30 protein-coding genes are annotated in these 26,275 nt (G+C 67.1%); 20 read left to right on the top strand and 10 right to left on the bottom strand.

All coding sequences use genetic code 11. The annotated features are described in order from the left end of the window. The first annotated feature begins 83 nt into the window (after window positions 1-83). Window positions 84-836 (top strand): 3-hydroxyacyl-CoA dehydrogenase, encoded by a 753-nt coding sequence (locus tag ACAG21_RS27870; RefSeq protein ID WP_370499482.1) that lies wholly within the window; start codon window positions 84-86, stop codon window positions 834-836. Window positions 837-973: 137 nt separating this feature from the next. Here the strand turns inward: ACAG21_RS27870 and ACAG21_RS27865 are convergent, their stop codons facing one another. Beyond that, window positions 974-1,105 carry a hypothetical protein gene (locus ACAG21_RS27865; protein ID WP_370499487.1) on the bottom strand — a complete coding sequence of 44 codons (132 nt, stop codon included), beginning with the start codon at window positions 1,103-1,105 and terminating at the stop codon, window positions 974-976. Window positions 1,106-1,409: 304 nt separating this feature from the next. Between ACAG21_RS27865 and ACAG21_RS27860 the strand changes: the two genes are divergently transcribed. Next, window positions 1,410-3,734 carry an MMPL family transporter gene (locus tag ACAG21_RS27860; protein WP_370499481.1) on the top strand — a complete coding sequence of 775 codons (2,325 nt, stop codon included), beginning with the start codon at window positions 1,410-1,412 and terminating at the stop codon, window positions 3,732-3,734. Window positions 3,735-3,842: 108 nt separating this feature from the next. Next, the gene (locus tag ACAG21_RS27855) at window positions 3,843-4,484 is read left to right on the top strand and encodes a class I SAM-dependent methyltransferase (protein WP_370499480.1); all 642 of its coding nucleotides are present in this window, start codon (window positions 3,843-3,845) and stop codon (window positions 4,482-4,484) included. Window positions 4,485-4,507: 23 nt separating this feature from the next. Here ACAG21_RS27855 and ACAG21_RS27850 read toward each other — a convergent pair whose 3' ends face one another. Further along, window positions 4,508-5,236: an NAD-dependent deacylase gene (locus tag ACAG21_RS27850; protein ID WP_370499479.1), complete on the bottom strand. Its 729-nt coding sequence runs from the start codon at window positions 5,234-5,236 to the stop codon at window positions 4,508-4,510. A 27-nt stretch (window positions 5,237-5,263) separates the two neighbouring features. Here ACAG21_RS27850 and ACAG21_RS27845 point away from each other — a divergent pair, with 27 nt between their 5' ends. Then, window positions 5,264-5,632: a GntR family transcriptional regulator gene (locus tag ACAG21_RS27845; protein WP_370499478.1), complete on the top strand. Its 369-nt coding sequence runs from the start codon at window positions 5,264-5,266 to the stop codon at window positions 5,630-5,632. On the opposite strand, the gene ACAG21_RS27840 is transcribed toward ACAG21_RS27845, so the two are convergent. Then, window positions 5,629-6,465, bottom strand: a complete 837-nt coding sequence (locus ACAG21_RS27840; protein WP_370499477.1) for a class I SAM-dependent methyltransferase — start codon at window positions 6,463-6,465, stop codon at window positions 5,629-5,631. The genes ACAG21_RS27845 and ACAG21_RS27840 overlap by 4 nt on opposite strands. Window positions 6,466-6,480: 15 nt before the next feature. Then, the gene (locus ACAG21_RS27835; protein WP_370499476.1) at window positions 6,481-7,026 is read right to left on the bottom strand and encodes a DUF1697 domain-containing protein; all 546 of its coding nucleotides are present in this window, start codon (window positions 7,024-7,026) and stop codon (window positions 6,481-6,483) included. Window positions 7,027-7,061: 35 nt separating this feature from the next. On the opposite strand from ACAG21_RS27835, the gene ACAG21_RS27830 reads away from it, so the two are divergent. Continuing rightward, entirely contained in the window at window positions 7,062-7,505 is a 444-nt protein-coding gene (locus ACAG21_RS27830) for a PPOX class F420-dependent oxidoreductase (RefSeq protein ID WP_096289714.1), read from the top strand. Between the two features lie 18 nt (window positions 7,506-7,523). Continuing rightward, a complete protein-coding gene (locus ACAG21_RS27825) occupies window positions 7,524-7,727 on the top strand; it encodes a DUF5302 domain-containing protein (RefSeq protein WP_370499475.1) in 204 nt (67 codons plus the stop codon). 35 nt (window positions 7,728-7,762) lie between these two features. On the opposite strand, the gene ACAG21_RS27820 is transcribed toward ACAG21_RS27825, so the two are convergent. After that, entirely contained in the window at window positions 7,763-8,266 is a 504-nt protein-coding gene (locus ACAG21_RS27820) for a nuclear transport factor 2 family protein (RefSeq protein WP_370499486.1), read from the bottom strand. A 94-nt stretch (window positions 8,267-8,360) separates the two neighbouring features. On the opposite strand from ACAG21_RS27820, the gene ACAG21_RS27815 reads away from it, so the two are divergent. Both ACAG21_RS27815 and ACAG21_RS27810 read left to right on the top strand, forming a co-directional pair. Then, on the top strand, window positions 8,361-8,933 hold the full coding sequence (locus ACAG21_RS27815; RefSeq protein ID WP_370499474.1) for an HhH-GPD-type base excision DNA repair protein: 573 nt from the start codon (window positions 8,361-8,363) through the stop codon (window positions 8,931-8,933). Window positions 8,934-8,961: 28 nt separating this feature from the next. Next, the gene (locus ACAG21_RS27810) at window positions 8,962-9,108 is read left to right on the top strand and encodes a DUF1059 domain-containing protein (RefSeq protein WP_084163488.1); all 147 of its coding nucleotides are present in this window, start codon (window positions 8,962-8,964) and stop codon (window positions 9,106-9,108) included. A gap of 13 nt (window positions 9,109-9,121) precedes the next feature. Here the strand turns inward: ACAG21_RS27810 and ACAG21_RS27805 are convergent, their stop codons facing one another. Beyond that, window positions 9,122-10,213, bottom strand: a complete 1,092-nt coding sequence (locus ACAG21_RS27805) for a hypothetical protein (protein ID WP_370499473.1) — start codon at window positions 10,211-10,213, stop codon at window positions 9,122-9,124. A 47-nt stretch (window positions 10,214-10,260) separates the two neighbouring features. Further along, window positions 10,261-10,938, bottom strand: coding sequence for a hypothetical protein (locus ACAG21_RS27800; RefSeq protein WP_370499472.1), 678 nt, complete (start codon window positions 10,936-10,938; stop codon window positions 10,261-10,263). A 203-nt stretch (window positions 10,939-11,141) separates the two neighbouring features. On the opposite strand from ACAG21_RS27800, the gene ACAG21_RS27795 reads away from it, so the two are divergent. Next, window positions 11,142-12,431 (top strand): mannosyltransferase, encoded by a 1,290-nt coding sequence (locus ACAG21_RS27795; RefSeq protein WP_370499471.1) that lies wholly within the window; start codon window positions 11,142-11,144, stop codon window positions 12,429-12,431. Here the strand turns inward: ACAG21_RS27795 and ACAG21_RS27790 are convergent. Then, window positions 12,428-12,712 (bottom strand): 4a-hydroxytetrahydrobiopterin dehydratase, encoded by a 285-nt coding sequence (locus ACAG21_RS27790; protein WP_370499470.1) that lies wholly within the window; start codon window positions 12,710-12,712, stop codon window positions 12,428-12,430. The two genes, ACAG21_RS27795 and ACAG21_RS27790, sit on opposite strands and share 4 nt — an antisense overlap. 164 nt (window positions 12,713-12,876) lie before the next feature. On the opposite strand from ACAG21_RS27790, the gene ACAG21_RS27785 reads away from it, so the two are divergent. From ACAG21_RS27785 to ACAG21_RS27760, 6 genes are all read left to right on the top strand, one after another. Beyond that, window positions 12,877-13,743, top strand: a complete 867-nt coding sequence (locus tag ACAG21_RS27785) for a cyclopropane mycolic acid synthase family methyltransferase (RefSeq protein WP_370499469.1) — start codon at window positions 12,877-12,879, stop codon at window positions 13,741-13,743. An 89-nt stretch (window positions 13,744-13,832) separates the two neighbouring features. Further along, the gene (locus ACAG21_RS27780) at window positions 13,833-14,075 is read left to right on the top strand and encodes a hypothetical protein (RefSeq protein WP_370499468.1); all 243 of its coding nucleotides are present in this window, start codon (window positions 13,833-13,835) and stop codon (window positions 14,073-14,075) included. Window positions 14,076-14,224: 149 nt separating this feature from the next. Further along, window positions 14,225-15,151 carry a TIGR03619 family F420-dependent LLM class oxidoreductase gene (locus ACAG21_RS27775; RefSeq protein ID WP_370499467.1) on the top strand — a complete coding sequence of 309 codons (927 nt, stop codon included), beginning with the start codon at window positions 14,225-14,227 and terminating at the stop codon, window positions 15,149-15,151. Window positions 15,152-15,159: 8 nt separating this feature from the next. Further along, the gene (locus tag ACAG21_RS27770) at window positions 15,160-15,552 is read left to right on the top strand and encodes a (deoxy)nucleoside triphosphate pyrophosphohydrolase (protein WP_370499466.1); all 393 of its coding nucleotides are present in this window, start codon (window positions 15,160-15,162) and stop codon (window positions 15,550-15,552) included. 115 nt (window positions 15,553-15,667) lie between these two features. Continuing rightward, a complete protein-coding gene (typA, locus tag ACAG21_RS27765; protein WP_370499465.1) occupies window positions 15,668-17,554 on the top strand; it encodes a translational GTPase TypA in 1,887 nt (628 codons plus the stop codon). Between the two features lie 61 nt (window positions 17,555-17,615). Then, window positions 17,616-19,490, top strand: coding sequence for an ABC transporter family substrate-binding protein (locus ACAG21_RS27760; protein ID WP_370499464.1), 1,875 nt, complete (start codon window positions 17,616-17,618; stop codon window positions 19,488-19,490). Here ACAG21_RS27760 and ACAG21_RS27755 read toward each other — a convergent pair. Next, entirely contained in the window at window positions 19,487-20,104 is a 618-nt protein-coding gene (locus ACAG21_RS27755) for a TetR/AcrR family transcriptional regulator (protein ID WP_370499463.1), read from the bottom strand. The two genes, ACAG21_RS27760 and ACAG21_RS27755, sit on opposite strands and share 4 nt — an antisense overlap. Window positions 20,105-20,186: 82 nt before the next feature. Here ACAG21_RS27755 and mshB point away from each other — a divergent pair, with 82 nt between their 5' ends. The 4 genes from mshB (at window position 20,187) to ACAG21_RS27735 (ending at window position 25,140) form a co-directional block, all read left to right on the top strand. Further along, window positions 20,187-21,089, top strand: coding sequence for an N-acetyl-1-D-myo-inositol-2-amino-2-deoxy-alpha-D-glucopyranoside deacetylase (gene mshB, locus ACAG21_RS27750; protein ID WP_370499462.1), 903 nt, complete (start codon window positions 20,187-20,189; stop codon window positions 21,087-21,089). 92 nt (window positions 21,090-21,181) lie between these two features. Beyond that, the gene (locus ACAG21_RS27745; RefSeq protein ID WP_370499461.1) at window positions 21,182-21,646 is read left to right on the top strand and encodes a hypothetical protein; all 465 of its coding nucleotides are present in this window, start codon (window positions 21,182-21,184) and stop codon (window positions 21,644-21,646) included. A 61-nt stretch (window positions 21,647-21,707) separates the two neighbouring features. Beyond that, a complete protein-coding gene (locus ACAG21_RS27740; RefSeq protein ID WP_370499460.1) occupies window positions 21,708-24,335 on the top strand; it encodes a bifunctional FO biosynthesis protein CofGH in 2,628 nt (875 codons plus the stop codon). Window positions 24,336-24,375: 40 nt separating this feature from the next. Then, window positions 24,376-25,140 carry a maleylpyruvate isomerase N-terminal domain-containing protein gene (locus ACAG21_RS27735; protein ID WP_370499459.1) on the top strand — a complete coding sequence of 255 codons (765 nt, stop codon included), beginning with the start codon at window positions 24,376-24,378 and terminating at the stop codon, window positions 25,138-25,140. A 13-nt stretch (window positions 25,141-25,153) separates the two neighbouring features. Here the strand turns inward: ACAG21_RS27735 and ACAG21_RS27730 are convergent, their stop codons facing one another. Further along, window positions 25,154-25,486, bottom strand: coding sequence for a hemophore-related protein (locus ACAG21_RS27730; protein WP_090609537.1), 333 nt, complete (start codon window positions 25,484-25,486; stop codon window positions 25,154-25,156). Window positions 25,487-25,926: 440 nt separating this feature from the next. Here ACAG21_RS27730 and fdxA point away from each other — a divergent pair, with 440 nt between their 5' ends. Continuing rightward, window positions 25,927-26,253, top strand: coding sequence for a ferredoxin (gene fdxA / locus ACAG21_RS27725; RefSeq protein ID WP_025735298.1), 327 nt, complete (start codon window positions 25,927-25,929; stop codon window positions 26,251-26,253). Window positions 26,254-26,275 lie beyond the last annotated feature (22 nt).

Raw genomic sequence — 26,275 nt, 5'->3', positions numbered from 1 at the left:
ACATGCTGCCTCACCCGACCCACCCGGGTCACAGCACAACGTAACAACACGCAGTAACTGCACCTACGAACTTAAGGACTCGCATGGAGATCAAGGACGCCGTTGCCGTCGTGACCGGGGGTGCCTCGGGTCTGGGCCTGGCCACCACCAAGCGGCTGCTGGATGCCGGCGCTCAGGTCGTCGTGATCGACCTCAAGGGTGAAGAGGTCGTGGCCGAACTCGGGGACCGCGCGAAGTTCGTCGCTACCGACGTCACCGATGAGCAGGGCGTGAGCAAGGCGCTCGACGTCGCCGAGTCGCTGGGCTCGTTGCGTATCAACGTCAACTGCGCGGGCATCGGCAACGCGATCAAGACGCTGGGCAAGGACGGGCCGTTCCCGCTGCAGGGTTTCAAGAAGGTCGTCGAGGTCAACCTGATCGGCACGTTCAACGTGCTGCGGCTGGCCGCCGAGCGCATCGCCAAGACCGAGCCGGTAGGTGAGGAGCGCGGCGTCATCATCAACACCGCCTCGGTCGCCGCGTTCGACGGCCAGATCGGCCAGGCCGCCTACTCCGCGTCCAAGGGCGGCGTGGTCGGCATGACGCTGCCGATCGCCCGCGACTTGTCGCGCGAGCTCATCCGCGTGATGACCATCGCGCCGGGATTGTTCAAGACCCCGCTGCTGGGTTCGCTGCCCGAGGAGGCGCAGAAATCGCTGGGCAAGCAGGTGCCGCACCCGGCGCGGCTGGGCGACCCGGACGAGTACGGCGCGCTGGCGGTGCACATCGTGGAGAACCCGATGCTCAACGGTGAGGTCATCCGCCTCGACGGCGCCATCCGGATGGCGCCGCGCTGAGGCTCGTCTACCGCGCATACACAAAAACCCCCGCCACGGCGGGGGTTTTTGTTGGCAACAAGATCAATGCGTTCGACGGAACCAACGGGAAACTGAGGGTTCGGCCATAAGTAGCCGAGCGAGCAGGCTCATGGCGGTCAGCTCGCGTTGGGCAGCGGGTGCCAGTCGTCAAACTGCTCGGAGGTCTCGCCTTCCACCAACACGTCGCCGTGGTAGAGAGCGTCGAAGTCAACCTTGATGACGTCCGCACTTGAGTCGTCGATCCACATGACACTGAGCCTAAAAGCCACCATTAAGGAATCTTTGAGTCACGATTCGGAAAATGGTGGCAATTTACTCGCCAGTAGGGTTGCCTCGCGTCTAGGAGCGGATTCGGCCCCTGACCGGCTTAATCAGCGCCCAATTTTCTAGCCGGACTCTTACTGTTCGCGGGTTTGAAACCGCATCGAACCAACCTGACTCTCGCGCCGTGGCTTGGTAAGTAGTTGTTTGACACCTGTCACTTACCGCGGCTAGGTTACCGCGAATATGGTGTGCGCCCCCGCGGGACTGCCACCGGGGGAGGAAGCGTAGATGCTGCCAAAGATCGCTCGGCTGGCCATCGCCGCGCCGCGCCGGATCATCGCGGTCGGGGTGCTCGTATTCATCGCCGCAGCGGTCTTCGGCCTCCCGGTCGCCAAGAGCCTGGCTCCCGGCGGTTTCCAGGACCCCGACTCGGAGTCCGCGCGCGCCATCTCGGTGCTCACCGAGAAGTTCGGGCAGAGCGGTCAGCAGATGTTGATCCTGGTGACCGCACCCGCGGGCGCCAACAGTGATCAGGCCCGCACGGTCGGCACCGATCTCGTCACCGAGCTGCAGCGCTCGCCGCTGGTCTACAACGCGACCTCCCCGTGGACCGCGCCGCCGCAGGCGGCTGCCGATTTGACGAGCAAGGACGGCAAGTCCGGGTTGATCGTGGTCAACCTCAAGGGCGGTGAGAACAATGTGCAGAACAACGCCCAAACCCTGTCGGATCAGCTCGTGCACGATCGGGACGGGGTCACCGTCCGGGCCGGCGGCGCGGCCATGGAGTACGCCCAGATCAACAAGCAGAACCAAGAAGACCTCCTGGTCATGGAGATCATCGCGCTTCCGCTCAGCTTTCTGGTGCTGATCTGGGTGTTCGGCGGGCTGCTGGCGGCGGCGCTGCCGATGGCGCTGGGTGCGCTGGCCGTCGTGGGTTCGATGACCGTATTGCGGCTCATCACGTTCAGCACCGAGGTGTCGATCTTCGCCCTGAACCTGAGCACCGCGCTGGGTCTGGCACTGGCGATTGACTACACGTTGTTGATCGTCAGCCGTTATCGCGACGAGTTGACCGAGGGCGCCGACCCCCACCAGGCGCTGATCCGAACCATGGCGACATCCGGGCGCACGGTGCTGTTCTCCGCCGTCACGGTCGCCCTGTCGATGTCGGCGACGGCGCTGTTCCCGATGTACTTCCTCAAGTCGTTCGCCTATGCCGGGGTGGCCACCGTCGCGTTCGTCGCGACCGCGTCGATCGTGATCACGCCGGCCGCGATCGTGTTGCTGGGCCCGCGGCTGGATTCGCTGGATGTGCGGAAGCTGGTGCGACGGGTGCTGCGCCGCCCCGCGCCCGTGCACAAGCCGGTCGAGCAAATGTTCTGGTACCGGTCCAGCAAGTTCGTGATGCGCCGCTGGCTGCCGATCGGTGTAGCCGTCGCCTCGGTGCTGGTGCTGCTCGGTCTGCCGTTCCTGCGGGTGACATGGGGCTTCCCTGACGACCGGGTGCTGCCGAAGTCGTCGTCGGCGCATCAGGTCGGTGACCAGTTGCGCACCAACTTCGCGCACGATTCGGCGACGTCGGTGCCCGTCGTCATTCCCGACGCCCGCGGTGTGAGCCCGGCCGACCTCGACGCTTACGCCGCGGCGCTGTCGCGGGTGCCCGGGGTCTCAGGCGTGTCGGCGCCAAGTGCAACGTTTGTCGGCGGAAACCCGGTTGGGCCGCCCGCGGGAGCCACCGGGCTGTCCGACGGCAGTGCGTTCTTGACCGTCAGCAGCACGGAGCCACTGTTCTCGCCGGCGTCCGATACCCAGCTCAAGCGGCTGCACCAGGTGCCCGGGCCCGCCGGGCGTGCCGTCGAGATGGCCGGCGTCGCGCAGGTCAATCGCGACAGCGTCGACGCGGTGACGGACCGCCTTCCGATGGTGCTCGGCGTGATGGCCGTGATCACCTTCATCTTGCTGTTCCTGCTGACCGGCAGCGTGCTGCTGCCGCTGAAGGCGCTGATGTGCAACGTGCTGTCGCTGACCGCCGCGTTCGGCGCGCTGGTGTGGATTTTCCAGGATGGACATCTCGGCGCGCTGGGAACGACGCCGAGCGGCACGCTGGTGGCGAACATGCCGGTGCTGTTGTTCTGCATCGCATTCGGCTTGTCGATGGACTACGAGGTGTTCCTGATCTCGCGGATTCGCGAGTACTGGCTGCAGTACCGGCAGCGGGCGTCGACGGCCAAAGAGGCGCACGCCGCCAATGACGAGGCGGTGGCGCACGGCGTCGCTCGCACCGGCCGAGTGATCACCGCGGCCGCGCTGGTGATGTCGATGTCATTTGCCGCGCTGATCGCCGCGCACGTGTCGTTCATGCGGATGTTCGGTCTTGGCCTGACCCTGGCCGTGTTCGTCGACGCGACCCTGGTGCGGATGGTCCTGGTTCCGGCGTTCATGCACGTGATGGGCCGCTGGAACTGGTGGGCGCCCAAGCCGTTGACGTGGCTGCACGAGCGGTTCGGCATCAGCGAGGGACCAGCCGAACCGGCCGCGCCGATCGAGCCGGTGGCGATCTCCGTCGAGCACAACGGCTATCCGGTCGCCGAACCGGTGACTAAAATCGGTTGAGCTTGGCCGATGCCGGGGGGGCTGCGCCGATAGCCAAGCTGGGGATCGTCAATTGCGCGCGCCGGCTGGCTTTATGCTGAGGCCCGTTCCGAATCGAATAGGTGGGGGATGACCACAACAACGACACCGGCATTCGAGAACCCGTTCTTCGCGCGGGTGTGGCCGGTCGCCGCCGCTCACGAGACCGAGGCGGTGCGGGCCCTGCGCCGGGAGAACCTCGCGGGCTTGTCGGGCCGGGTGCTCGAAATCGGGGCGGGTATCGGAACGAACTTCCCCAACTACCCCGAGTCCGTCGCGCAGGTCGTCGCGATGGAGCCCGAGCCCCGCTTGGCGGCCAGGGCGCGGGTGGCCGCGGCGGCCGTGTCGGTACCGGTCGTTCTGACCAACGAGACCGTGGAGGAGTTCCACAGCGAGCAGCCGTTCGATGCGGTGGTGTGCTCGCTGGTGCTGTGCTCGGTGCGCGACCCCGGGGCGGTGCTGCGGCGCGTGTACGAGTTTCTGCGCCCGGGCGGTGAGTTGCGCTATCTCGAGCACGTGGCCAGCGCCGGTATGCGCGGCCGGCTGCAGCGGTTTGCCGACGCGACGATCTGGCCGCGGCTGCTGGGTAACTGCCACACCCATCGCGATACCGAACGCGCGATCGTCGACGCCGGGTTCGAAGTGAAGATCTCCCGCCGGGAGTGGACGCTGCCCGCGTGGTCCCCGATGCCGGTATCGGAGCTGCTGCTGGGACGCGCGCGACGGCCGTAATTCGCTGGGTCGCGGCAATACCGCTACTTCAGCAGGGCAGGCAGTTTTTGCAGCAGCCCCGGCAGGGCCTGACTCGCCGATTCGCGGATGCTGAGCGTGACGCTGCCCGACAGCGGAGTGGGCTCGGGATTGACCTCGATCACGGTGACGCCTCTGGAGAGTGCCAGATCGGCAAGGCCGGCGGCCGGGTAGACGATCGCCGAGGTTCCGACGACCACCATCACGTCGGCCGTCTGGGTCGCCTCGACGGCCTGACTCCACGGGCCTTCGGGCAACTGCTCGCCGAACCAGACGATGTCGGGCCGGATCAGCCCGCCGCACCGGGGGCACAACGGCGGTTGCACCTCGATCGCCGGCTCGGCCATCTCGGGCAGGGCGTCGTGATAGGGCAGATTGCAACTCGCGCAACGGAATTCGAAGAGGCTGCCGTGTAGGTGGTGGACCGGATTGCTGCCGGCGCGCTCGTGCAGGTCGTCGACGTTCTGGGTGACGACGCTGACCTCGGCGTAGTCCTGCCAGGCGGCGATCGCGCGGTGCCCGTCGTTGGGTTCGACGGTGCCCACCAGGTGGTGCCGCCACAGATACCAGCCCCACACCCGTTCGGGGTTGTTGACCCAGCCCTGGGTGCTGGACAGCTCGTAGGGGTCGAAGCGGGCCCACAATCCGTTCTTGTCGTCGCGGAATGTCGGCACTCCACTCTCCGCGGAGATCCCCGCACCGCTGAGCACCGTCACTCGCATAGCCACCAACATAGCGCTGGTTGGGGTAATACTGGATACGTGGAGCTGGGCGAATGGCTACGGGTCGACCTCAAGAGCGGCCGGCCGCTTTTCGACCAGCTCCGCACGCAGGTCATCGACGGCGTACGGGAAGGCGCTCTGGCGCCCGGTAGCCGCTTGCCGACCGTGCGCGAGCTGGCCGGTCAACTGGGCGTGGCCGTCAATACGGTCGCGCGCGCTTACCGTGAGCTGGAGACAGCGGCCATTGTCGAAACTCGTGGGCGCTTCGGCACTTTCATCGCCCGCTACGACCCGACTGACGCGGCGATGGCGGCTGCGGCCCGCGAGTACGTCCATGTCGCTCGCGGACTCGGGCTGGGCAAGGCCGACGCGCTGCGTTACATCGATGCCGTGCCCGACGAGGGCTAGCCGAATTCCAGCTGCGTCAAGCACGGCCGCAGCGCTTGAAACATGGGCGTGCGATAGATCATCCGCGCGGCGGCGTTGAAGGCGCGACCGCGTCCCGGCGGCAACCGCAAATCCTGCACCGCGCGCACGCCCGCAACGGTGTTGACCAAGTCGGCCACCTGGGCAGCCGACAGGCTGAACGGCAACGGCGGCCCCTTGTAGCGTCGCGAGGTTCGCATGCCGCGCCGACTCACCCTGGATACCCAGGCCGGCGGCAGGTCGAAGACCATCTTGCCGCCGGGAAATCTCTTGGCACACTGGGCGATCAGGCCCATCGCCTGTTCGGGCTCCAAGTACATCAGTAGCCCCTCGGCGGTGATGAACACGCCACCTGCCACGTCGACCGAATCCATCCAGCCGTAGTCCAGGGCCGACTGGGCGCACACCGCCACCCGCGGGGAGGCCGGCATCAGCCGGGTCCGGATTTCGATGATTTCGGGTAAATCGACTGTCAGCCAACGGAATTGGGCGTCCGGAATCGCCGCGTCCAACCGCCAGAAGCTGGTCTGCAGACCCTCTGCCAGTGCCACCACGGTGGCCGTCGGGTGCCCCGCCAGATACGACGCGGCCTGGGTGTCGAACAGCCGTGCGCGCAACGCGATGTCCTGGCGCGGCCGACCGAACTTCGCGAAGTCGTAGTCGATCGAGTCGACCAGCGCCACCGCCATCGGATCGACGAGCAGAGGATCGGGGCGGCGCGCTTCCTGAGCCCGCGCATTCAGCGTCAGGAGAGCGGTTTCGGAGACGCCGCCGAGAGAGACCTTCTTTTTGGGAGTGTCTTGGGCAGAGCTCATCGTCGAAAACCTTACCTACGTTTCGCTTCCCGGCATGAGTTTGGCCAGAGTTCGCATATTGCGCGTAGTAGTCGAGGACTTGTACCGGGGCTTGCCCATCGTTTTGCCGATCGTGCTGTCCAGGGTGCTGCCCTTGGGCACCTGCCAGTAGATGACGCCGTCACCGCGGCTGATCTTCTCGTCGGGGCCGGCGTCGCCGGCCAACTTCGCGAGCTCGTCGAGCACCGCGGTCCCTTTATCCGGCGAGGCGACGAACGTGACGTAGGACTGGTATCCGTCGACATCGGGCTCATACGGGTAGGCCTCGATGATGGCCCGCACCGCGTCGACGTCGTAGACCAGGACCCACGCGTCGTAGCCGAACCTCTCGCGCAGCGCGGCTTCGGCCTTCTTGCGCACCCCGGGCGCCTTGGCCGACGACTCCAGCAGCACGTTGCCGGTGGCCAGGATGGTGCGCACGGCAGCGAATCCCGCGTCGGTCAGGGCCGTCTTGACCTCGGCCATTTTCATATTGACGCCGCCGACGTTGACGCCGCGCAGGAACACCGCGTACTTGGTCATGATCCGATTGCACCAGAGCGACGTAGTCTTTGGGGATGGGACGCCAAGTCTTCGACGACAAATTGCTGGCCCTGATAGCGGGGAACTCACTCGGGGTGCTGGCCACGATCAAGCGCGACGGGCGCCCACAACTGTCGAACGTGAGTTACCACTTCGACCCGCGTGAGTTGGTGATCCGGGTGTCGATCACCGAGCCGCGGGCCAAGACCCGCAATTTGCGCCGTGATCCGCGGGCCTCGATCCTGGTCGACTCGGACGACGGTTGGTCGTACGCGGTGGCCGAAGGCACCGCCGAACTCACACCCCCGGCCGCCGCGCCCGACGACGACACCGTCGAAGCGTTGATCGCGTTGTATCGCAATATCGCCGGTGAGCATCCCGATTGGGATGAGTACCGGGAGGCGATGGTCACCGATCGGCGGGTGGTGCTGACGCTGCCGATCTCGCACCTGTACGGGATGCCTCCAGGCAAGCGCTAGTCGGACTAGGCTGCCGCTATGGCCGACACGACTTCTGGAAAAGATGCCCCGCCCGCGCAGGCCGAGGACGACAACAAGCGCAAGTTTCGCGAAGCCTTGGAGCGCAAGATGGCCAAGTCCGCAGGCGGGTCTGACCACAAAGACAGTGGCGGCAAGCAAGCCCGGGCGCACGGCGCCGCGGGCGGAGGCCGGCGGGAATTTCGTCGCAAGAGTGGCGGCTAGTCTGCCCCAGAATTGTTGGCGGACAGAGCTTTAGCTCAGCCTTGGGTGGGGGCGAAGAGTCCGATCGACGGGTCGGCCTTGCCTGGTTTGCCGCGCATGCTGCCGCGGGTGCTGGGATGGCTGAAGTCCACTTGGGACGGGTCGTTTTGGTAGGCCCAATCCGCCACGATGGTGCGTTGGAGGAACTTCCAGCGGCCGTCGTGGCGGATATAGGTGTCCAGGTACCGGCCGCCGATGATCACGTCGATGTCGTGTTCGGGACCGGCGAAGGTATGAAACACCAAGCAGTAGATCTCGCCACGGGCCCCGTCGCCGTCGACCACGAAGTTGGTGGTGGTGATGTTGTGTTGGGAGACACGCACATACGGCTCGGCCGCCTGTAGTTGTGCGATGAACGGTTCGACGCCGCCCGACGAGAACGAGCCGTGTGAATCGGTCGCGTCCGGGTGGTAGAGATCGCGGAGCGCGTCGTAGTCCGCGCGGTCGACGGCCCGGCAATAGGCGGTGACGAGCTGATGCAGTTCGTCGCGGGCAACCATCAGTGCCAATTTGGCTTCATCCACCACCTCGCCACGATAACTCGGTGGTAATGCGCTGGTCGTCGGCGCCTTTCTGGTGGGTAGTCTGTCGACTGTGAAACTTTGCCTCGCGCAGGATCCTGAGGCCGACGCGCTGCTGGCCAGCGATCCGTTGGCCCTGCTCGTCGGGATGGTGCTGGACCAGCAGGTCACGTTCGAGACCGCGTTCGCGGGACCGAAGAAGATCGCGGACCGGATGGGCAGCTTCAGCGCCGCCGAGATCGCCGACTACGACCCCGACAAGTTCGCCGCGTTGTGCTCGGAAAAGCCTGCGATACACCGGTTTCCGGGATCGATGGCCAAGCGCATCCAGACCCTGGCCCAGATCGTGGTGGACCGTTACGACGGCGACGCCGCGGGCTTGTGGACCGCCGGCGATCCCGACGGCGACGAGCTGCTGCGGCGCATCAAGGGGCTGCCCGGCTTCGGCGAGGTCAAGGCGCAGATCTTCCTGGCGCTGCTGGGCAAGCAGTACGGCGTTACCGCGAAAGGCTGGCGCACCGCGGCCGGGCAGTTCGGCAAGGCCGGCACGCACATCTCCGTCGCCGACATCGTCGACGACCGGTCGATGGAGAAAGTGCGCGCGTACAAGAAGCAGATGAAAGCAGCAGCCAAGGCGGCTAAGTAGTAGGTCACCAGAAGGGAAGGGCGGCAACGTGAAGACACACCTGACGTGTCCGTGCGGAGAAGCCATCGTCGGCAAGGATGAGGATGAGCTGGTCGAGCTGACCCAGGCTCACCTGTCCAGCGTTCATCCGGGCCTGGAGTACGACCGCGACGCCATCCTGTTCATGGCGTACTAGCCAACCCCTGGCTTCAGGGCACCACCGTCGAACCGATGGTGGGCAGGAACTGGCACTGCTTTTCCTTGGTCGTGACCTGACCGAAGATCGTCGACATGATGCTGCCCGAACCGGTGTCGGCGATCGCGGTCAATGTCGTCGGTCCCTCGGGATTGATGTCGGTGCGGGGCGTGAGGGTCACGGTGCCCGACTTGCCCGTCGTCAGATTCACCCAGGTCACGTTCAGCGGTAGCTTCTGCACCTCGGCGGGTCCGGGCGTCCCGACAGCGGTGAACACGTAGGCGGTCTGGCCTGGCTTGGGGCCGGGCGTCGGGATCGGGGCCGGCCCGGCCACCGACAGCGCGGTCGCCAGCGCGCTGCTGCCGTCGGCGAGGCAATTGCTGCCGACCGAGGGATACATGAAGTCCTGCGTGACGGGTGCGTCAGGGCCGAAACCCGGAGCCGTCGCGGCCGCCGGGGCAGCGCCCGGGGCCGGCGCGGGTGCGGGTGTAGGTGCGGGTGCGGCCGAGGGGGCCGGAGCCGGTGCCGCGGCCGGAGCGGGTGCGGGGCCTGGCGCGGGTGCGGCCGCCGGAGCCGGGCCGGCCGCGGGTGCTGGACCGGGCGCAGCGCCAGGCACCGGAGCGTGCGGCGTGCCGGCCGGGGGAGTGGCCGCCGGGGCCGGGCCCGCGGCGTGCACCGGGTCGATGCCGGTGGGCAGATGCGCCTGGGCGCCCGGCACGATGCCGGCGCCGGGCACATGCTCGGACGGGGCGGCGACGGACGCCGGAGCCGGCGCACCGGGAACCGGGGCACCCGGCTCCTGAACGAATTGATTCACCGACGCGGCCACGTTCTTCGATTCGCTGGGCGCCGACGGGTTATGTGTGAACGCCTGTGCCGCGGCCATCAGCAGCTGGGTGGCCTGGCCCGGGTCGGTCGCGGCCTGCTGAATGATCGGGCTGAGCTGCGACAGCGCGGGCAGGCCGGGCAGGCCCTGGGGCGCGCTTTGTTGGGGTGTCGGCTGCGGTGCCGGATCGGCTGCCGCGTTCGGGCAGAACCCGAACGCGGCAGTCGATGCCGTCACGACCGCGGCCAAACCTCTGGACAGATTCCAACTGCTTGCCACGATGTCCTCCGGTCCTTCGGTAGTGGATTAGCTGTTTGACGAACTGCTCAGGGAATGGCCGAGAGCAGCGGCGACAGCGGGGTAGCCGCCGGCGCGGCTGCGGCGGCCGGCGCGGCCGCCGTCCCCGGGACGGCGCCCGCGGCGAGCGACGTCAGGTCGCCCGGAAGCGACAGCTTCGGCGGCACGTTCAGCGGCAGGCCGGGCAGCGCCGGCATGTTCACATTCGCCACCTGGGGTGCCGACGCCGGTGCGGCGGCCGGTGCCGCCGGTGACGTCAGGCCCGGGATCGAGCTCAGCCCGGGGATACCGGAACTCGCCGGGGCGGGAGCCGCCGGTGTGGTCTGGCCCAATCCCGGAATCGAGCTGAGGCCGGGAACCGTCGGGCTGGCCGCCGTCGGGGCGGGCGCGGCCGGGGTGAGTCCCGGAATCGACGGGACACCCGCCGGGGCGGACGACGCGGGCGCCTGTGCGGCCGAGCTCAGGCCCGGGAAGGTGATACCGGGCTGGGGCGGAGCCTGCGGCGGCTGCGCACCGAGAGCGGTCGCGAGGTTCTGCAGAATTTGCGGAGCGTTGGCCGCCGAGGCGATCAACTGCTGCGGGATGTTCTGCAGGCCGGGGTCGGGAACTGGCGCCGGGTCGGCGTGGGCGATACCGCCCGTGAGTAGGGCGGCGGACGAACCGACGACAACGGCGGCGGCTTTCACGTAAGTCCAGATGCTTGGCATTGCTCCCCCAAGGGATCGACAACAGGTGACGGAGCCGAAGCTACTTTGATGCTGGTGGGACTCAAGTGACACGTGTGGCATTTATTTGATCGTTATCGATACGAGTGATGGCGGTGACCAGCCGGTTGCCGCTCCGCCCCCGAACTGCGGATCGTGGGCAAAGTCCGCTGCGGGGCGCGCGCCGCCCCCGAACTGGGCCGGGAGTGGTCGCTAAAGTCAGGCGAGTAGACACCGAAGCGACCGCCACGGCGGCACCCACCTCCCGGCGGCTGGCGAGTCTGATCCGCTCCGCCGCGCCGCTGCTACTGGTCGTGAGCATCGCCGCACGATTCGCCTTGACGTACCTGACGCGCAACGGCGCGAACTTCGTCGACCTGCACGTCTACCTCGGCGGCGCGGCCGCGCTGGAGCACCCCGGCACGCTGTACGACTTCGTCTACAGCGAGCACACGCCGGACTTCCCGTTGCCGTTCACGTACCCGCCGTTCGCGGCGATCGTGTTCTACCCGTTGCACCTGTTGCCGTTCGGCCTGGCCGGTTTTCTGTGGCTTGCGGCGACGATGGCCGCGCTGTACGCGTCGGTCCGAATCAGCCAGCGACTACTCGGCGTGCCGCCCGGCAGCGGCCGGCGTGTCGCAATGGCGTGGACCGCGATCACGATCTGGATTGAGCCGCTGCGCAACAACTTTGACTACGGGCAGATCAATGTCTTTCTGATGCTCGCGGTGCTTTGCGCGATCTACACGACACGCTGGTGGCTATCTGGACTGTTGGTCGGCGTGGCGGCGGGGATCAAATTGACCCCCGCGATCGCCGGGGTCTATCTGGTCGGCGTCCGGCGATTCGCCGCGGCCGCGTTTTCGGCGGTCGTGTTCGTCGGCACCATCGCGCTGTCGGTGGTGATCGTCGGCGATCAGACTCGCTACTACTTCACCGATCTGCTCGGTGACACCCACCGGGTCGGGCCGATCGCGACGTCGATCAACCAGTCGTGGCGCGGCGGCATCTCCCGGATCCTGGGTCACGACGCCGGCTTCGGTGCGCCGGTCTTGATCGCCATCGCCGTGACGGCGGTACTGGCCTTGTTGGCCTGGCGCGCCGTGGACTCCGCGGATCGCCTCGGCAAGTTGCTGGTAGTCGAGATGTTCGCGCTGCTGATGTCACCCATTTCGTGGACCCATCACTGGGTGTGGCTGGTGCCGCTGATGATGTGGCTGATTCACGGGCCCAAGGGTGAGCGACCCGCCATGCGGGTCGCGGGCTGGGGCTGGTTGGCGCTGACGATCGTCGGCGTGCCGTGGCTGTTGTTGCTCGCTCAGCCGACCATCTGGCAGATCAGCCGGCCCTGGTACCTCGCGTGGGCCGGGCTGGCCTACACGGTGGCCGCGGTGGCAACCCTGGTTGTCATCGCCACGTCCGGCAAACGAGCCGGCCGCTGCGATTCGGCGGCGGCTCGGCAGTCGCGATCACGGGCGGCGCCGTCGCTGGGCTAGCTCCCGACGATCCCGTTGATATCGCGCGCCATCTCGATGTCGTTTTTGGTGATCCCGCCTTCAGAGTGCGTGACAAGTGCGAAAGTGACTGTCCGCCAACGGATATCGATATCCGGGTGATGGTCCTTACTTTCGGCGTGCTCACCGACCCGGCGCACCGCGTCGATGCCGTCCAGGAAGCCTTCAAACTTGATCGAGCGCCGCAGTGCGCCATCAGCACGTTGCCAACCGTCGAGGTCGGACAGTGCGGCATCCACTTGTTCATCCGTCAATACGGCCATGACCAGCAAACCTTTCTATGCGAAAAACCTTGCCGGCTGCCACGTTACGCCATGGCGCCGGTCGTTTGAGTTCCTCATTTTGGGGAAGCCGATGTGAACCAGCGCAGCGGCCACATCGTCAAGCAGGTAATTGGCCCCGGAGTTCAGGGAGGCACGTGGCCGCCATGACCGAAAATCTGACACCGCACTTCGAAGACGTTCAGGCACATTACGACTTGTCGGACGACTTCTTCCGGCTGTTCCTCGATCCCACGATGACCTACAGCTGCGCCTACTTCGATCGCCTGCGGCCCATCACCTTGGAAGAGGCCCAGATCCGCAAGATGGATCTGTCGCTGGGCAAGCTGGGGCTGCGGCCCGGCATGACGCTCCTGGACGTCGGCTGCGGCTGGGGAGCCACGTCGCGCCGCGCGATCGAGAAGTACGACGTGAACGTCATCGGCCTGACGTTGTCCGAACACCAAGCCGCCCATGTCCAGAAAACGTTCGACGCGATGAACACCGCGCGCAGCAGGCGGGTGCTGTTGCAGGGCTGGGAACAATTCGACGAGTCCGTCGACCGGATCGTCTCCATCGGTGCGTTCGAGCACTTCGGGTACGACCGCTACGACGATTTCTTCGCGATGGCCTATCGCACCCTGCCCGGCGACGGGGTGATGCTGCTGCACACGATCACCATGCTGACCGCGCAGCAGATCGTGGAGCGCGGCCTGCCGATGACCGAGGAGCAGACCAGCTTCAACGACTTCATCGCCCGCGAGATTTTCCCGGGGGGTCAGTTGCCGGCGATCGAGATGGTGGAATTCCACGCCTCGAAGATGGGATTCAACCTGGCCCGCCGACAGTCGCTGCGACTGCACTACGCCCGGACGCTCGACCATTGGGCCGTCGCATTGGCCGGGCGCCATGACGAGGCGGTCGGGATCCAATCCGAAGAGGTTTATCAGCGCTACATGCGTTACCTGACGGGGTGTGCCGACGCATTCCGGGACGGCTACATCGACGTCAACCAATTCACGTTGCGTAAGTGAATGAGGTTGCAACACATGTCAGTTCGCGGTGAGTGCCGTTCCCGGCGGGTAGGCAACCGTCTACTACGCGAACTTTGCTGTACGTGAGCATGAACGGCACGCTGATACGCCCCGATCTGCCCTACCCTGACCGCATGAAGCCCGAGAATTTCATTGCGCTGCACCGCGACTATCTCGAACGACCCGACGCCGTCAAAGTCATCGCCGATGCCGACGGCGGATGGAGCGTCTTCATCGAGATCGGCGGCCCGTACCAAACCCTGGAGAGGGCTGACGAGGTCGCCAAACTGATCACCGCCGACCTGTTCGATTTGTACCGCGCCAAGGCATGACATCAATTGTGGACCAACATGTTTCGGCATCAACCGCCGATGAGGTCCGCCGACTTCGCGAGCCGGACGAGGACCCGCGCCGCCTAGCTGATTGCCCAACAGTCGATGCGATCGACGATCGGCCGGCATCGATCGGTTAGCTTGTCGCAATGGCCTCGATACAGCTGTCGATGGGAATTCCCTCCTTCTCCGCCGAGGAGCCGGCGAACTGGGAGCACCTGACTGACTGGGCGCGCGTGCTGGAGAGCGCCGGCTTCGATCGCGTGCTGGTCTCCGAGCACATCGCGTTCGGCATGAACATGGATGCCTACGCGGATCCCGGCGTGGGGGGAACGGCCGGTGGTCGCCAACCGACCGGGCCGGACGGATCCTGGCTGGAACCGCTCACCGTGCTGACCTACCTCGCGGCACGTACCGAACGCATCCGGTTGGGCACCAACATCTTGCTGGCTGCGCTGCGTCCCGCCGCCGTTCTCGCGAAAACCGTTGCGACACTGGATGTTCTTTCGAGCGGTCGCGTCGATCTCGGGGTGGGCGTCGGCTGGCAGCGCGAGGAATACGACGTCGCCGGAGTGGATTTCGACAGGCGCGGGGCGATCCTGGACCAGACGCTCGAGGTGTGCACGCGGCTGTGGCAAGACAACGAGGTCAGCTACGCCTCACCGGATTTGACCTTCGATCGGATCCACCAGATGCCCAAGCCGCTGCAGCCGGGCGGCGTGCCGATCTGGGTGAGTGGGACGGTCAATCGTGCCGTCGCCCGCCGGCTCGCGCGGTTCGGAAAGTACTGGATTCCCTGGGGTCAGGACGCCCGCGACATCGCCGACGGGATCGGGCGAATGCGCGCGGCGGTGGAAAGTGCCGGCGGTGACCCGTACGGGTTCGGCGTCACCGGCTCGCTACGGGTCAAGGCCAACGCCGACGACGGGCCGGATCTGGCCGCCGTCGCCACCGACGCGGCCGCACTTGCGAAAGCCGGCGTCACGGACTTAAGGCTCATCCAATGGCCGGCGCGGTTCGGGAACGGCGAACGCGACCTGCGCGCGTTCGTCGAAGCGGTGCGCGCAGCAGTCTGACCCGGGCCGTGCCGACCCAGATCGTCGTTGCCGGAGCCGTCATCCGTGGCTCCGCGCTGCTGGTCGCGCAGCGCGACCGGCCACCGGAATTGGCCGGCCGCTGGGAGCTTCCCGGTGGCAAGGTCGCGCCCGGCGAGACCGAGCCGCAAGCCTTGGCCCGCGAACTGGCCGAGGAACTCGGCCTCGAGGCGGCCGACGTGATGGTGGGGGATCGTCTTGGCGGCGACATTTCGCTCAACGACACGACGACGCTGCGGGCCTACCTGGTGCGCCTGGTTGCCGGTGAACCGCACCCGCACGACCACCGGGCGCTGCGCTGGGTGAGGGCAGCCGACTTGGCCGAGGTCGACTGGGTGCCCGCCGATCGCGGATGGCTGAAGGACCTGGCCAGCGTCCTGTGACCGGCTGTACGGGAAGTTCGCCGGGCTGGATTTCGCCCAATTCACCGCCTTGGGCGCACACCGGATGAGCTGCTCGGTTCGCCTTTGATGGGCCACCGCTGCCAGAATCACCGACGTGCCATTCCGCAATGTCGCCATCGTCGCCCACGTCGACCACGGCAAGACCACCCTCGTCGATGCGATGCTCCGGCAATCCGGCGCGCTTCATGAGCGTGGTGAGCTGCAGGAACGCGTGATGGATTCCGGTGACCTGGAAAAGGAAAAGGGCATCACGATCCTGGCCAAGAACACCGCCGTGCACCGGCACAACGCCGACGGCACAGTCACCGTGATCAACGTGATCGACACGCCCGGTCACGCCGACTTCGGCGGTGAGGTGGAGCGCGGGCTGTCGATGGTCGACGGAGTGTTGCTGCTGGTCGATGCCTCCGAGGGACCGCTGCCGCAGACCCGGTTCGTGCTGCGCAAGGCGCTGGCCGCGCATCTTCCGGTGATCCTCGTCGTCAACAAGACCGACCGGCCCGACGCGCGCATCGAGGCGGTCGTCGAGGCCAGCCACGACCTGCTGCTCGACGTCGCATCCGACCTGGACGACGAGGCGGCCGCGGCCGCCGAGCATGCACTGGGCCTGCCGACGCTGTACGCGTCCGGGCGCGCCGGCATCGCCAGCACCGAAGCGCCCGCCGACGGCGAGGTTCCGGCCGGTGACAACCTGGACCCGCTGTTCGATGTGCTGATGGAGCACATCCCGCCGCCGTCGGGGGATCCGGAGGCGCCGCTGCAGGCGCTGGTCACCAACCTGGACGCGTCGGCGTTCCTCGGCCGGCTGGCCCTGATCCGCATCTACAACGGCAAGCTGCGCAAGGGCCAGCAGGTGGCCTGGATGCGTGAGGTGGACGGCTTGCCGGTGATCACCAGCGCCAAGATCACCGAACTGCTCGCGACCGAGGGTGTCGAGCGCAGCCCCACCGACGAGGCGATCGCCGGGGACATCGTGGCGGTGGCCGGCCTGCCGGAGATCATGATCGGCGACACGCTGGCCGACCCGGAGCACGCGCACGCGCTGCCGCGCATCACCGTCGACGAGCCGGCGATCTCGGTCACCATCGGCACCAACACCTCGCCGCTGGCCGGCAAGGTGTCCGGTCACAAGCTGACCGCACGCATGGTCCGCAACCGGCTGGATTCCGAGCTGGTCGGCAACGTGTCGATCCGGGTCGTCGACATCGGCCGCCCGGACGCGTGGGAGGTGCAGGGCCGCGGCGAGCTCGCGCTGGCCGTGCTGGTGGAGCAGATGCGCCGGGAGGGCTTCGAGCTCACGGTCGGCAAGCCGCAGGTGGTCACCAAGACCATCGACGGCCAGCTGCACGAGCCGTTCGAGGCGATGACGATCGACTGCCCGGAGGAATTCGTCGGCGCCATCACCCAATTGATGGCCGGTCGCAAGGGCCGCATGGAGGAGATGACCAACCACGCGGCGGGCTGGGTCCGGATGGACTTCATCGTGCCCAGCCGCGGGCTGATCGGCTTCCGAACCGACTTCCTCACCCTGACCCGCGGCACCGGTATCGCCAACGCGGTGTTCGACGGCTACCGCCCGTGGGCGGGGGAGATCCGGGCCCGCCACACCGGCTCGCTGGTCTCGGACCGGTCCGGTGTCATCACGCCGTTCGCGATGATCCAGCTCGCCGACCGCGGCCAGTTCTTCGTCGAGCCCGGGCAGGACACCTACGAGGGCATGGTCGTCGGAATCAACCCGCGCGCAGAGGATCTCGACATCAACATCACGCGGGAGAAGAAGCTGACCAACATGCGGTCGTCGACGGCCGACGTCATCGAGACGCTGGCCCGTCCGCTGGAACTCGACCTGGAGCAGGCCATGGAGTTCTGCGCGGCCGACGAGTGCGTCGAGGTGACGCCGGAGATCGTGCGGGTGCGCAAGGTCGAGCTGGACGCCACCTCGCGGGCGCGCAGCAAGGCGCGGGCGAAGGCTCGGGGCTAGTTTGTTGTTGCCCTTCGCCCGAAGGAGTCGACAAGCCGCCGGGCAGGCGGTCGCTACCCTGATGCTCGTGCTGCATCGGGCCCGCCACGTTTTGTTGACCGGCGCCGTGCTGCTCGCACTGATGGGGCTGACCCTGGCCGCTTGCACCGTCAGCCCGCCGCCGGCCCCGCAAAGCACCGATACACCACACAACACACCGCCGCCGCCGCAGCGGGTCACCCAGATCATCATGGGCATCGACTCGATCGGCGCCGGATTCAACCCGCATCTGCTTTCCGATCTGTCCCCGGTGAACGCCGCGATCAGTGCGCTGGTGTTGCCGAGCGCGTTTCGGCCGGTGCCCGACCCCAACACGCCCACGGGTTCGCGGTGGGAGCTGGATCCGACCCTGCTGGTGTCGGCCGAGGTGACCAGCCAGAACCCGTTCACGGTCACCTACAAGATCCGGCCCGAGGCGCAGTGGACCGACAACGCCCCGATCGGCGCCGACGACTTCTGGTACCTGTGGCATCAAATGGTCACCCAACCCGGGGTGGTCGATCCGGCGGGCTATGACCTGATCACCGGTGTGCAGTCGCTCGAGGGCGGCAAGCAGGCCGTCGTCACCTTCGCGCAGCCGTATCCGGCCTGGAAGGAACTGTTCAACGATCTGCTGCCGGCGCACATCGTCAAGGACGTGCCCGGCGGTTTCGCCGCCGGACTGGTCCGGTCGCTGACGGTCACCGGCGGACAGTTCCGGGTGGAGAACATCGACCCGCAGCGCGACGAGATCCTGATTGCCCGCAACGACCGCTATTGGGGGGCGCCCGCCAAACCCGCGCTGATCCAGTTCCGGCGGGCCGGAGCGCCTGCGGCACTGGCGGATTCGGTGCGCAACGGTGACACTCAGGTGGCCCAGGTGCACGGCGGTTCGGCGTCCTTCGCCCAGTTGTCGGCGATCCCCGACGTGCGGACCGCCCGGATCATGACCCCGCGCGTCATGCAGCTCACGCTGCGTGCCAATCAGCCCAAGTTGGCCGATACCCAGGTCCGCAAGGGGATTCTGGGATTGCTCGACGTCGATCTGCTCGCCGCGGTGGGCGCCGGCAGCGACAACACCATCTCGCTGGACCAGGCTCAGATCCGGGCCCCCAGCGACCCCGGTTATGTACCGACCGCGCCGCCCGCGATGACCAAACAGGCTGCGCTGGCATTGTTTTCGGCGGCCGGGTACCAGGTGGAGAACAGCGCGCCGACGCCCGATACCACCCCGCCGCCGACCACCGGGCCGCCGGAGGTGATCCGCGGCCGGATCAGCAAGGACGGCAAGCAGCTGTCGCTGGTGATCGGGGTGGCGGCCAACGACCCGACCTCGGTGGCCGTGGCCAACACCGCCGCCGACCAATTGCGCAACGTCGGCATCGCCGCGTCGGTGTCGGCGCTGGATCCGGTGACGCTGTATCGCGACGCGCTGAACAACAACCAGGTGGATGCGATCGTCGGGTGGCATCAGGCCGGTGGAAACCTGGCGACGCTGCTGGCGTCGCGTTACGGCTGCCCCGCCCTGGAGTCGACGGCGGTACCGACCGCGACCACGCCGCCGACGACCACTCCCGTCGCCTCGACCTCACCGCCGTCGCCGGCCAGCACGGCGCCGACGGCGCCGAGTCGTCCGCCGGATCCCGGCGCGCTGGTGCAGGCGCCGTCGAACCTGACCGGGATCTGCGACCGCAGCATCCAGTCCAACATCGACGCCGCCCTCGACGGCACCAAGGGCATCAACGACGTGATCACCGCGGTGGAGCCGCGGCTATGGAACATGTCGACGGTGTTGCCGATCCTGCAGGACACCACGATCGTCGGGGCGGGCCCGAGCGTGCAGAACGTCAGCCTCTCCGGGGCCGTGCCGGTCGGCATTGTCGGAGACGCCGGGCAATGGGTGAAAACCGGGCCCTAGGGACTACTCGGCGACGCCGGTGCCCGGGGCGGGATCACGGTGTCGACGATCAGCGCCAGCTCGCGCCGGTTGGGCGGCACGCCGGTCAGCAAGAAGTGATGGTTGATCAATGCCGGTCCGACGCGTGCCGTCAGCGACGTGACGTTGGCGGGATCGAGTTCGCCGGCCTCGATCGCGGTTTGCAGGATCGATTCGACAATCTGTAGCCGCGGGCACACCACGGCGTCGGCGAAGATGGCCCGCATCTCGGGTTCGTGCAGCAGCTGATGGACGGTGTCCAGGCCGGGAAACGCCGTCTTGCCGGCCAGCACGTCACGGTGCGAGGTGAACAGCGTCAGCAGGGCATCCCTGGGTGATCGGCCGGAGCGGGGTTCGGGCACCGGCGGCAGCGCGAACACCAGCGCGGCGTGCACCAGATCGTGCTTGCTGCACCAGCGCCGGTACAGCGCGGCCTTGCCTGTTTGGGCGCGGGCGGCGATTCCTTCCATCGTCAGCCCGCCGTAGCCGACCTCGGCCAACTCCGCCAGCGTGGCCTCATAGAGGGCACGTTCGAGCACCTCGCCGCGGCGGCGGCTGCGGACGCCCGTCCGCGCTGTCTCGGTGGCTTGTGGCATTTCTCGATAGTAGCCGTTGGCGTTCCTATTTGGTGGGTCCTGGTGGAACGCGCCGACCGAGGTCGGCGGGTAGGGTGCGTCCATGCCTGAGACGCCGCGGCTGTTGTTCGTCCACGCCCATCCCGACGACGAGAGCCTGAGCAACGGTGCCACGATCGCGCACTACGCCGCGCGCGGCGCCGAGGTCAGCGTCGTGACCTGCACGCTGGGCGAGGAGGGCGAGGTCATCGGGGAACGCTGGGCCGAGCTCGCGTTCGATCGCGCCGACCAGCTCGGCGGCTACCGAATCGGCGAACTGACCGCGGCATTGCAGGCACTTGGTGTCGCCGCACCGATCTATCTGGGCGGCGCGGGACGCTGGCGCGACTCCGGCATGGCGGGCACCGAGAAGCGGCGCCGCGAACGCTTCATCGACGCCGACGAACGCGAGGCCGTCGGGGCGTTGGTCGAGATCATTCGCCGGCTGCGCCCGCACGTCGTCGTCACCTATGACCCCAACGGCGGATACGGGCATCCCGACCACATCCGGGCCCACACCGTCACGACGGCCGCGGTCGCGGCGGCCGGCGGCGACGATTACCCCGGCCAGCCGTGGGACGTGCCGAAGTTCTACTGGACGGTGCTGGCCGTCGATTCCTTCCTGGCCGGCTGGGACGACCTGGGCTCCGACGACTTTCTGCCCGGGTGGGCGAAACCGCCCCAAGAGGAATTCGACTTCGGGTACTCCGACGATGCGATCGACGCCGTCGTGGCGGCGCCGCCGGAAGCGTTGGCCGCCAAGGTCGCAGCGCTCGCCGCGCACGCCACGCAGGTGGTCGTCGGCCCGACCGGACGGGCCTGTGCCCTGTCGAACAACATGGCGCTGCCGATCCTCGCCGAAGAGCACTACGTCCTGGTCGCCGGGGCAGCCGGGGACCGCGACGAGCGTGGCTGGGAGACCGATCTGCTCGCCGGACTGGGTCTGGACGGATCCGCGACGCGGTAGGCTGCCAAGCAGGCAGCCACGGAAGGAATTCGCATGGACCCCGACCTGGACCCTAACCTGCAGCACTGGCAGGACCGGCTCGACAGCTTGCAGTGGGTTATCGGCTCCGTTCTGTCCAATATCGACAGCGTCCCGACCTGACCGAAACCAAGTCGCGCGCCGCGACCGTCGAGGATGCCGGCGCGACGGACCCCGCTATCCGCGTCGTGGTGTTGGCGCTGTTGGCCGTCGACGGGGTCTTATCCGCACTAGCCGGGGCCCTGCTGCTGCCTTTCTATATCGGCTCGATTCCGTTTCCGATCAGCGGACTGATCAGTGGTCTGGTCAACGCCGCCCTGGTCTGGGCCGCCGGGCGCTGGACCCAGTCGGCGCGGGTGGCGGCGCTGCCGCTGTGGACATGGCTGCTGACGGTGGCGGTGATCAGCATGGGCGGTCCCGCCGACGACATCATTCTGGGAGGTAGCGGCTTGATGGCTTACGGCGCTCTGCTGCTGATCGTGCTGGGGGTGACACCGCCGGTGCTGGTGCTGTGGCGGCGCGGCCACCACTACGGCTGACGCATACCGGCCTGGCGCTACTGTTGCGCTTATGGCACCAGCTATGGTTGCCGAAATTTAGATGTTGGGACACGCGGATGAAATTCGATCGTGGGGAAGTTACACCAAGGTGCCAGTGACACCGAGGCCTTCGGGCGAGGAGCCCACCGCTTTGCCTAATCCCGTCATTCCGCCGAAGACCAGCGCGTCCGCGTTGCGGCGTGTGTTGCGCCGGGCACGCGACGGTGTGGCGCTCAACGTCGACGAGGCCGCCGTGGCGATGACCGCCCGCGGCGCCGACCTCGCCGACTTGTGTGCCAGCGCGGCGCGGGTGCGCGATGCGGGTCTGGAGTCGGCGGGCCGGCGTGGGGCCGGCGGTCGGCTGCCGATCACGTATTCGCGCAAGGTGTTCATTCCCGTCACTCATCTGTGCCGGGACAGCTGCCACTACTGCACGTTCGTCACCGTGCCCGGCAAGCTTCGCGCTCAGGGCATCGGCATGTATATGGAGCCCGACGAGATCCTCGACGTCGCCCGGCGTGGCGCCGAACTCGGTTGTAAGGAAGCACTATTCACCCTCGGCGATCGCCCGGAGGACCGCTGGCCGCAGGCCCGCGAATGGCTCGATGAGCGCGGCTACAACTCGACCCTGTCCTATGTGCGCGCGATGGCGATCCGGGTGCTGGAGGAAACCGGGCTGCTGCCGCACCTGAATCCGGGCGTGATGAGTTGGTCGGAGATGTCGTTGCTCAAGCCGGTGGCGCCGTCGATGGGCATGATGCTCGAGACGACGTCGCGGCGGCTCTTCGAAACCAAAGGGCTCGCGCACTACGGCAGCCCGGACAAAGACCCGGCGGTGCGGCTGCGGGCGCTGACCGATGCGGGTCGGCTGTCGATTCCGTTCACCACCGGTCTGCTGGTCGGCATCGGAGAGACGCTGGCCGAACGAGCCGATACCCTGCACGCGATTCGCAAGTCGCACAAGGAATTCGGTCACGTGCAGGAAGTGATCGTGCAGAACTTCCGGGCCAAGCAACACACCGCGATGGCCGATGTTCCCGATGCCGGGATCGACGACTACCTGGCGACGATCGCGGTTGCCCGACTGGTTCTCGGGCCCGGCATGCGGATCCAGGCGCCGCCGAATCTGGTGTCCCGGCAGGAGTGCCTGGCGCTGGTCGCCGCGGGAGTCGACGATTGGGGCGGGGTTTCGCCGCTGACGCCCGACCACGTCAACCCGGAACGGCCCTGGCCCGCCCTGGACGAGCTGGCCGCCGTGACCGCCGAAGCGGGATTCGACTTGGTGCAGCGGTTGACCGCGCAACCCAAATACGTCCAGGCCGGTGCCGCCTGGATCGACCCGCGAGTGCAGGGCCACGTTGCGGCACTGGCTGATCCGGCGACCGGCCTGGCTCGCGACGTCAACCCCACCGGCATGCCGTGGCAGGAACCCGACGACGCGCAATCCACCGGCCGGATCGATCTCAACGCCTCGATCGACACCCAGGGCCGCAATAGCGAGGCCCGCAGCGATCTCGACAGTGCGTTCGGCGACTGGGAATCCATTCGTGCGCACGTGCACGAGCTTGCCGCCCGCGCCCCCGAACGCATCGACACCGACGTGCTGGCCGCGCTGCGCTCCGCCGAGCGCAACCCCGCCGGCTGCTCCGACGACGAATACCTGTCGCTGGCCACCGCCGACGGCCCGGCACTGGAAGCCGTTGCCGCGCTGGCTGATTCGTTGCGACGCGACACCGTTGGTGACGACGTGACGTTCGTGGTGAACCGCAACATCAACTTCACCAACATCTGCTACACCGGTTGCCGGTTCTGTGCTTTCGCGCAGCGCAAAGGCGACGCCGACGCCTATTCACTGTCGGCGGCCGAGGTTGCCGACCGCGCCTGGGAGGCGCACGTCGAAGGCGCGACCGAGGTGTGCATGCAGGGCGGGATCGACCCCGAACTGCCGGTCACCGGCTACGCCGACCTGGTACGCGCCGTCAAGGAGCGGGTCCCCTCGATGCACGTGCATGCGTTCTCTCCGATGGAGATCGCCAACGGCGTGACCAAGAGCGGCTTGAGCGTGCGCGAGTGGCTGATCAGCCTGCGCGAGGCCGGGCTGGGCACCATCCCGGGTACCGCCGCCGAGATCCTCGACGACGAGGTGCGCTGGGTGCTCACCAAAGGCAAGCTGCCCACGTCGATGTGGATCGACATCGTGTCCACCGCGCACGAGGTAGGTCTGCGGTCGTCGTCGACGATGATGTACGGACACGTCGACAGTCCCGGGCACTGGGTCGGCCACCTCAACGTGCTGCGCGAAATCCAGGACCGCACCGGCGGTTTCACCGAATTCGTGCCGCTGCCGTTCGTGCACCAGAGCTCGCCGTTGTATCTGGCCGGTGCGGCCCGCCCGGGCCCGACCCACCGCGACAACCGGGCGGTGCACGCGCTGGCTCGAATCATGTTGCACGGCCGTATTTCTCAGATTCAGACCAGCTGGGTCAAGCTCGGCACCGAGCACACCCAGGTGATGCTTAACGGCGGCGCCAACGACCTGGGCGGCACGCTGATGGAGGAGACCATCTCCCGGATGGCCGGCTCCGAATACGGCTCGGCGAAGACGGTGGCCGAACTGACCGCGATCGCCCACGGCATCGGCCGCCCGGCGCGGCAGCGCACCACCGATTACAGCCCGCTCGCCGCGTAGTTGGGCGTAGTTGTCAGTGGCCCCGGGTATACCCGAAGCTGTGAAGCGAGTCATCGACGCCGAACGATTTCCGGAATGGCAGCCCTTCGTCGATGCGGTGCAGCAGCGTCGACCCGATAGCGGTACCTGGTGCGAAGCCTGGACCGTACGCGATGTCGTCATCCATCAGGCCGGCAACGCCGAGGAACTGGCCCGGGTGCTGGGCGCGCATCTGGCGGGCGAACCCGTCGGCACCCGGAGTTTCGAGGAACGCGAGGGCCCACTGCGCGACCTCGACGACGCGGACCTGTGGGACGCGCTGCTGGATCGGATGGCCACCCTCAATGAGGTCGCTGCCGCGGCCGACGAGGTTGATGCGGACACTGACGTCGCCTGGACCGGACGCACGATGAAGGTGCCCTGGTTCGCCGAGCACATGCGTGAAGAGCTGGTCCTGCACGGCTGGGACATCACCGGCGACGACCCCGCGGCCCAGGCCCGGTTGGCCGAGCCGTGGATGACGACGCACAGCGTCCTCGCGGTGGGTCGGCCGCTGCTGGCCAAGGGGGTCAAGCGGCTACGGGCAGGCGAGCGGATCGAGGCGCGGTTGCGAGTCGGCGACACCGACGACGTCCTGGTCGATGCCCGGACCGAGCACACCACGATCGGGTTCGCCGCGCCCGAGGGACCGGCCACATTGGAAACCGACGCGGCCGCACGCGTATTGCTGCTGTGGGGCCGTCGCCCGGCCGATCCGTCCCGGATCTGCAGCCGGGTCGGCCCGGAAGCCCTGGGCCGAGTTCGGCTATTGCTCAGCGGTTACTGAGCCGACCTGCGGCTCAGTAGTTGTTACAGACGACCGCGACCTGCTGGATTGTGTTGAAGTACTTCGCGGCGGCCGGCATCGCCTGAATCTGCGCAGCCATCTGCTGGCGCTTCGGCGGCGGAGAGGCCAGGAACTGCCGGATGTAGTTCTGCGCGAACGGCGAAGCGTTCAATTCCTGGGCAGTGGCCGGATCGTTCGCGTTGAGCGCGGCCATCACCTGCCCGTAGTTGCAGGTCGTGTTGATGATCGGATCCATGGGGTCTGCCGAAGCAACCCCCGCCGCGGCGCTCAGCGCCACTGCCGCACCACCAACCGCGGCTGCCAGTTTGCTTAACGACAGCGTCATCATGCTTGGACACCTTCCCCGGATCTCTGAAAGCCAACGACGGCTACGTGATCTGCCCTAGCGGCTGCCGTCTCGGACGAGGCTACCAGCCGTTGCGGACGTTCTTTCGTTTCACGGTTATTCGCCGGGCCCGCCCGGAACGTAACCATCGGCCGACCAACGTCGGGGTGACGTTCGTCACACGAAGGAAATCGTCTGACCAAACACCGGTTGGCGATCGCCGCGACACGTTCGAATGGTCCGTGGCGGCGACCTGCACGGCTGCGAGACTGACCGTACGAAACTTGGCAATCGCCAGAGCGTGCCACCTGGTTGACGTGTATGTGCAACGTCTAGTATCAGTAACCGAAAGCTTTGCTTACGCGGCCGGCAAGCGCCGCAGCGAGGCCAACAGCAGCCCACACTGAGCCGTATATCGAGAAAACGTTGAGGAGACGTCCGTGACGTACACGATCGCCCAACCCTGCGTCGACATCAAAGACAAGGCGTGCATCGAAGAATGCCCCGTCGACTGCATCTACGAGGGCGCGCGGATGCTCTTCATCCATCCCGACGAGTGCGTCGACTGCGGGGCCTGCGAGCCGGTTTGTCCTGTTGAAGCGATCTACTACGAAGACGACGTGCCCGAGCAGTGGAGCCAGTACACCCAGATCAACGCCGACTTCTTTGTCGAGTTGGGGTCGCCCGGGGGCGCGGCCAAGGTCGGGATGACCGAGAATGACCCGCAAGCGGTCAAAGATCTGCCGCCGCAGGGCGAAGGAGACTAAGGGGGCGCAGTGGCGCAGGAGC

The organism is Mycobacterium sp. pR1184 (assembly GCF_041287235.1).
Taxonomy (GTDB): domain Bacteria; phylum Actinomycetota; class Actinomycetes; order Mycobacteriales; family Mycobacteriaceae; genus Mycobacterium.
Note: the sequence above shows the minus strand (reverse complement) of the source record. Positions and strands in the feature narration are given on the sequence as shown.

Coding starts and splice junctions, on each gene's coding strand:
- ACAG21_RS27870 (WP_370499482.1), top strand. CDS start 84: ATGGAGATCAAGGACGCCGTTGCCGTCGTGACCGGGGGTGCCTCGGGT.
- ACAG21_RS27865 (WP_370499487.1), bottom strand. CDS start 1,105: ATGTGGATCGACGACTCAAGTGCGGACGTCATCAAGGTTGACTTCGAC.
- ACAG21_RS27860 (WP_370499481.1), top strand. CDS start 1,410: ATGCTGCCAAAGATCGCTCGGCTGGCCATCGCCGCGCCGCGCCGGATC.
- ACAG21_RS27855 (WP_370499480.1), top strand. CDS start 3,843: ATGACCACAACAACGACACCGGCATTCGAGAACCCGTTCTTCGCGCGG.
- ACAG21_RS27850 (WP_370499479.1), bottom strand. CDS start 5,236: ATGTTGGTGGCTATGCGAGTGACGGTGCTCAGCGGTGCGGGGATCTCC.
- ACAG21_RS27840 (WP_370499477.1), bottom strand. CDS start 6,465: ATGAGCTCTGCCCAAGACACTCCCAAAAAGAAGGTCTCTCTCGGCGGC.
- ACAG21_RS27835 (WP_370499476.1), bottom strand. CDS start 7,026: ATGACCAAGTACGCGGTGTTCCTGCGCGGCGTCAACGTCGGCGGCGTC.
- ACAG21_RS27830 (WP_096289714.1), top strand. CDS start 7,062: ATGGGACGCCAAGTCTTCGACGACAAATTGCTGGCCCTGATAGCGGGG.
- ACAG21_RS27825 (WP_370499475.1), top strand. CDS start 7,524: ATGGCCGACACGACTTCTGGAAAAGATGCCCCGCCCGCGCAGGCCGAG.
- ACAG21_RS27820 (WP_370499486.1), bottom strand. CDS start 8,266: ATGGTTGCCCGCGACGAACTGCATCAGCTCGTCACCGCCTATTGCCGG.
- ACAG21_RS27800 (WP_370499472.1), bottom strand. CDS start 10,938: ATGCCAAGCATCTGGACTTACGTGAAAGCCGCCGCCGTTGTCGTCGGT.
- ACAG21_RS27790 (WP_370499470.1), bottom strand. CDS start 12,712: ATGGCCGTATTGACGGATGAACAAGTGGATGCCGCACTGTCCGACCTC.
- ACAG21_RS27785 (WP_370499469.1), top strand. CDS start 12,877: ATGACCGAAAATCTGACACCGCACTTCGAAGACGTTCAGGCACATTAC.
- ACAG21_RS27780 (WP_370499468.1), top strand. CDS start 13,833: ATGAACGGCACGCTGATACGCCCCGATCTGCCCTACCCTGACCGCATG.
- ACAG21_RS27775 (WP_370499467.1), top strand. CDS start 14,225: ATGGCCTCGATACAGCTGTCGATGGGAATTCCCTCCTTCTCCGCCGAG.
- ACAG21_RS27760 (WP_370499464.1), top strand. CDS start 17,616: ATGCTCGTGCTGCATCGGGCCCGCCACGTTTTGTTGACCGGCGCCGTG.
- ACAG21_RS27755 (WP_370499463.1), bottom strand. CDS start 20,104: ATGCCACAAGCCACCGAGACAGCGCGGACGGGCGTCCGCAGCCGCCGC.
- mshB (WP_370499462.1), top strand. CDS start 20,187: ATGCCTGAGACGCCGCGGCTGTTGTTCGTCCACGCCCATCCCGACGAC.
- ACAG21_RS27740 (WP_370499460.1), top strand. CDS start 21,708: ATGTTGGGACACGCGGATGAAATTCGATCGTGGGGAAGTTACACCAAG.
- ACAG21_RS27730 (WP_090609537.1), bottom strand. CDS start 25,486: ATGACGCTGTCGTTAAGCAAACTGGCAGCCGCGGTTGGTGGTGCGGCA.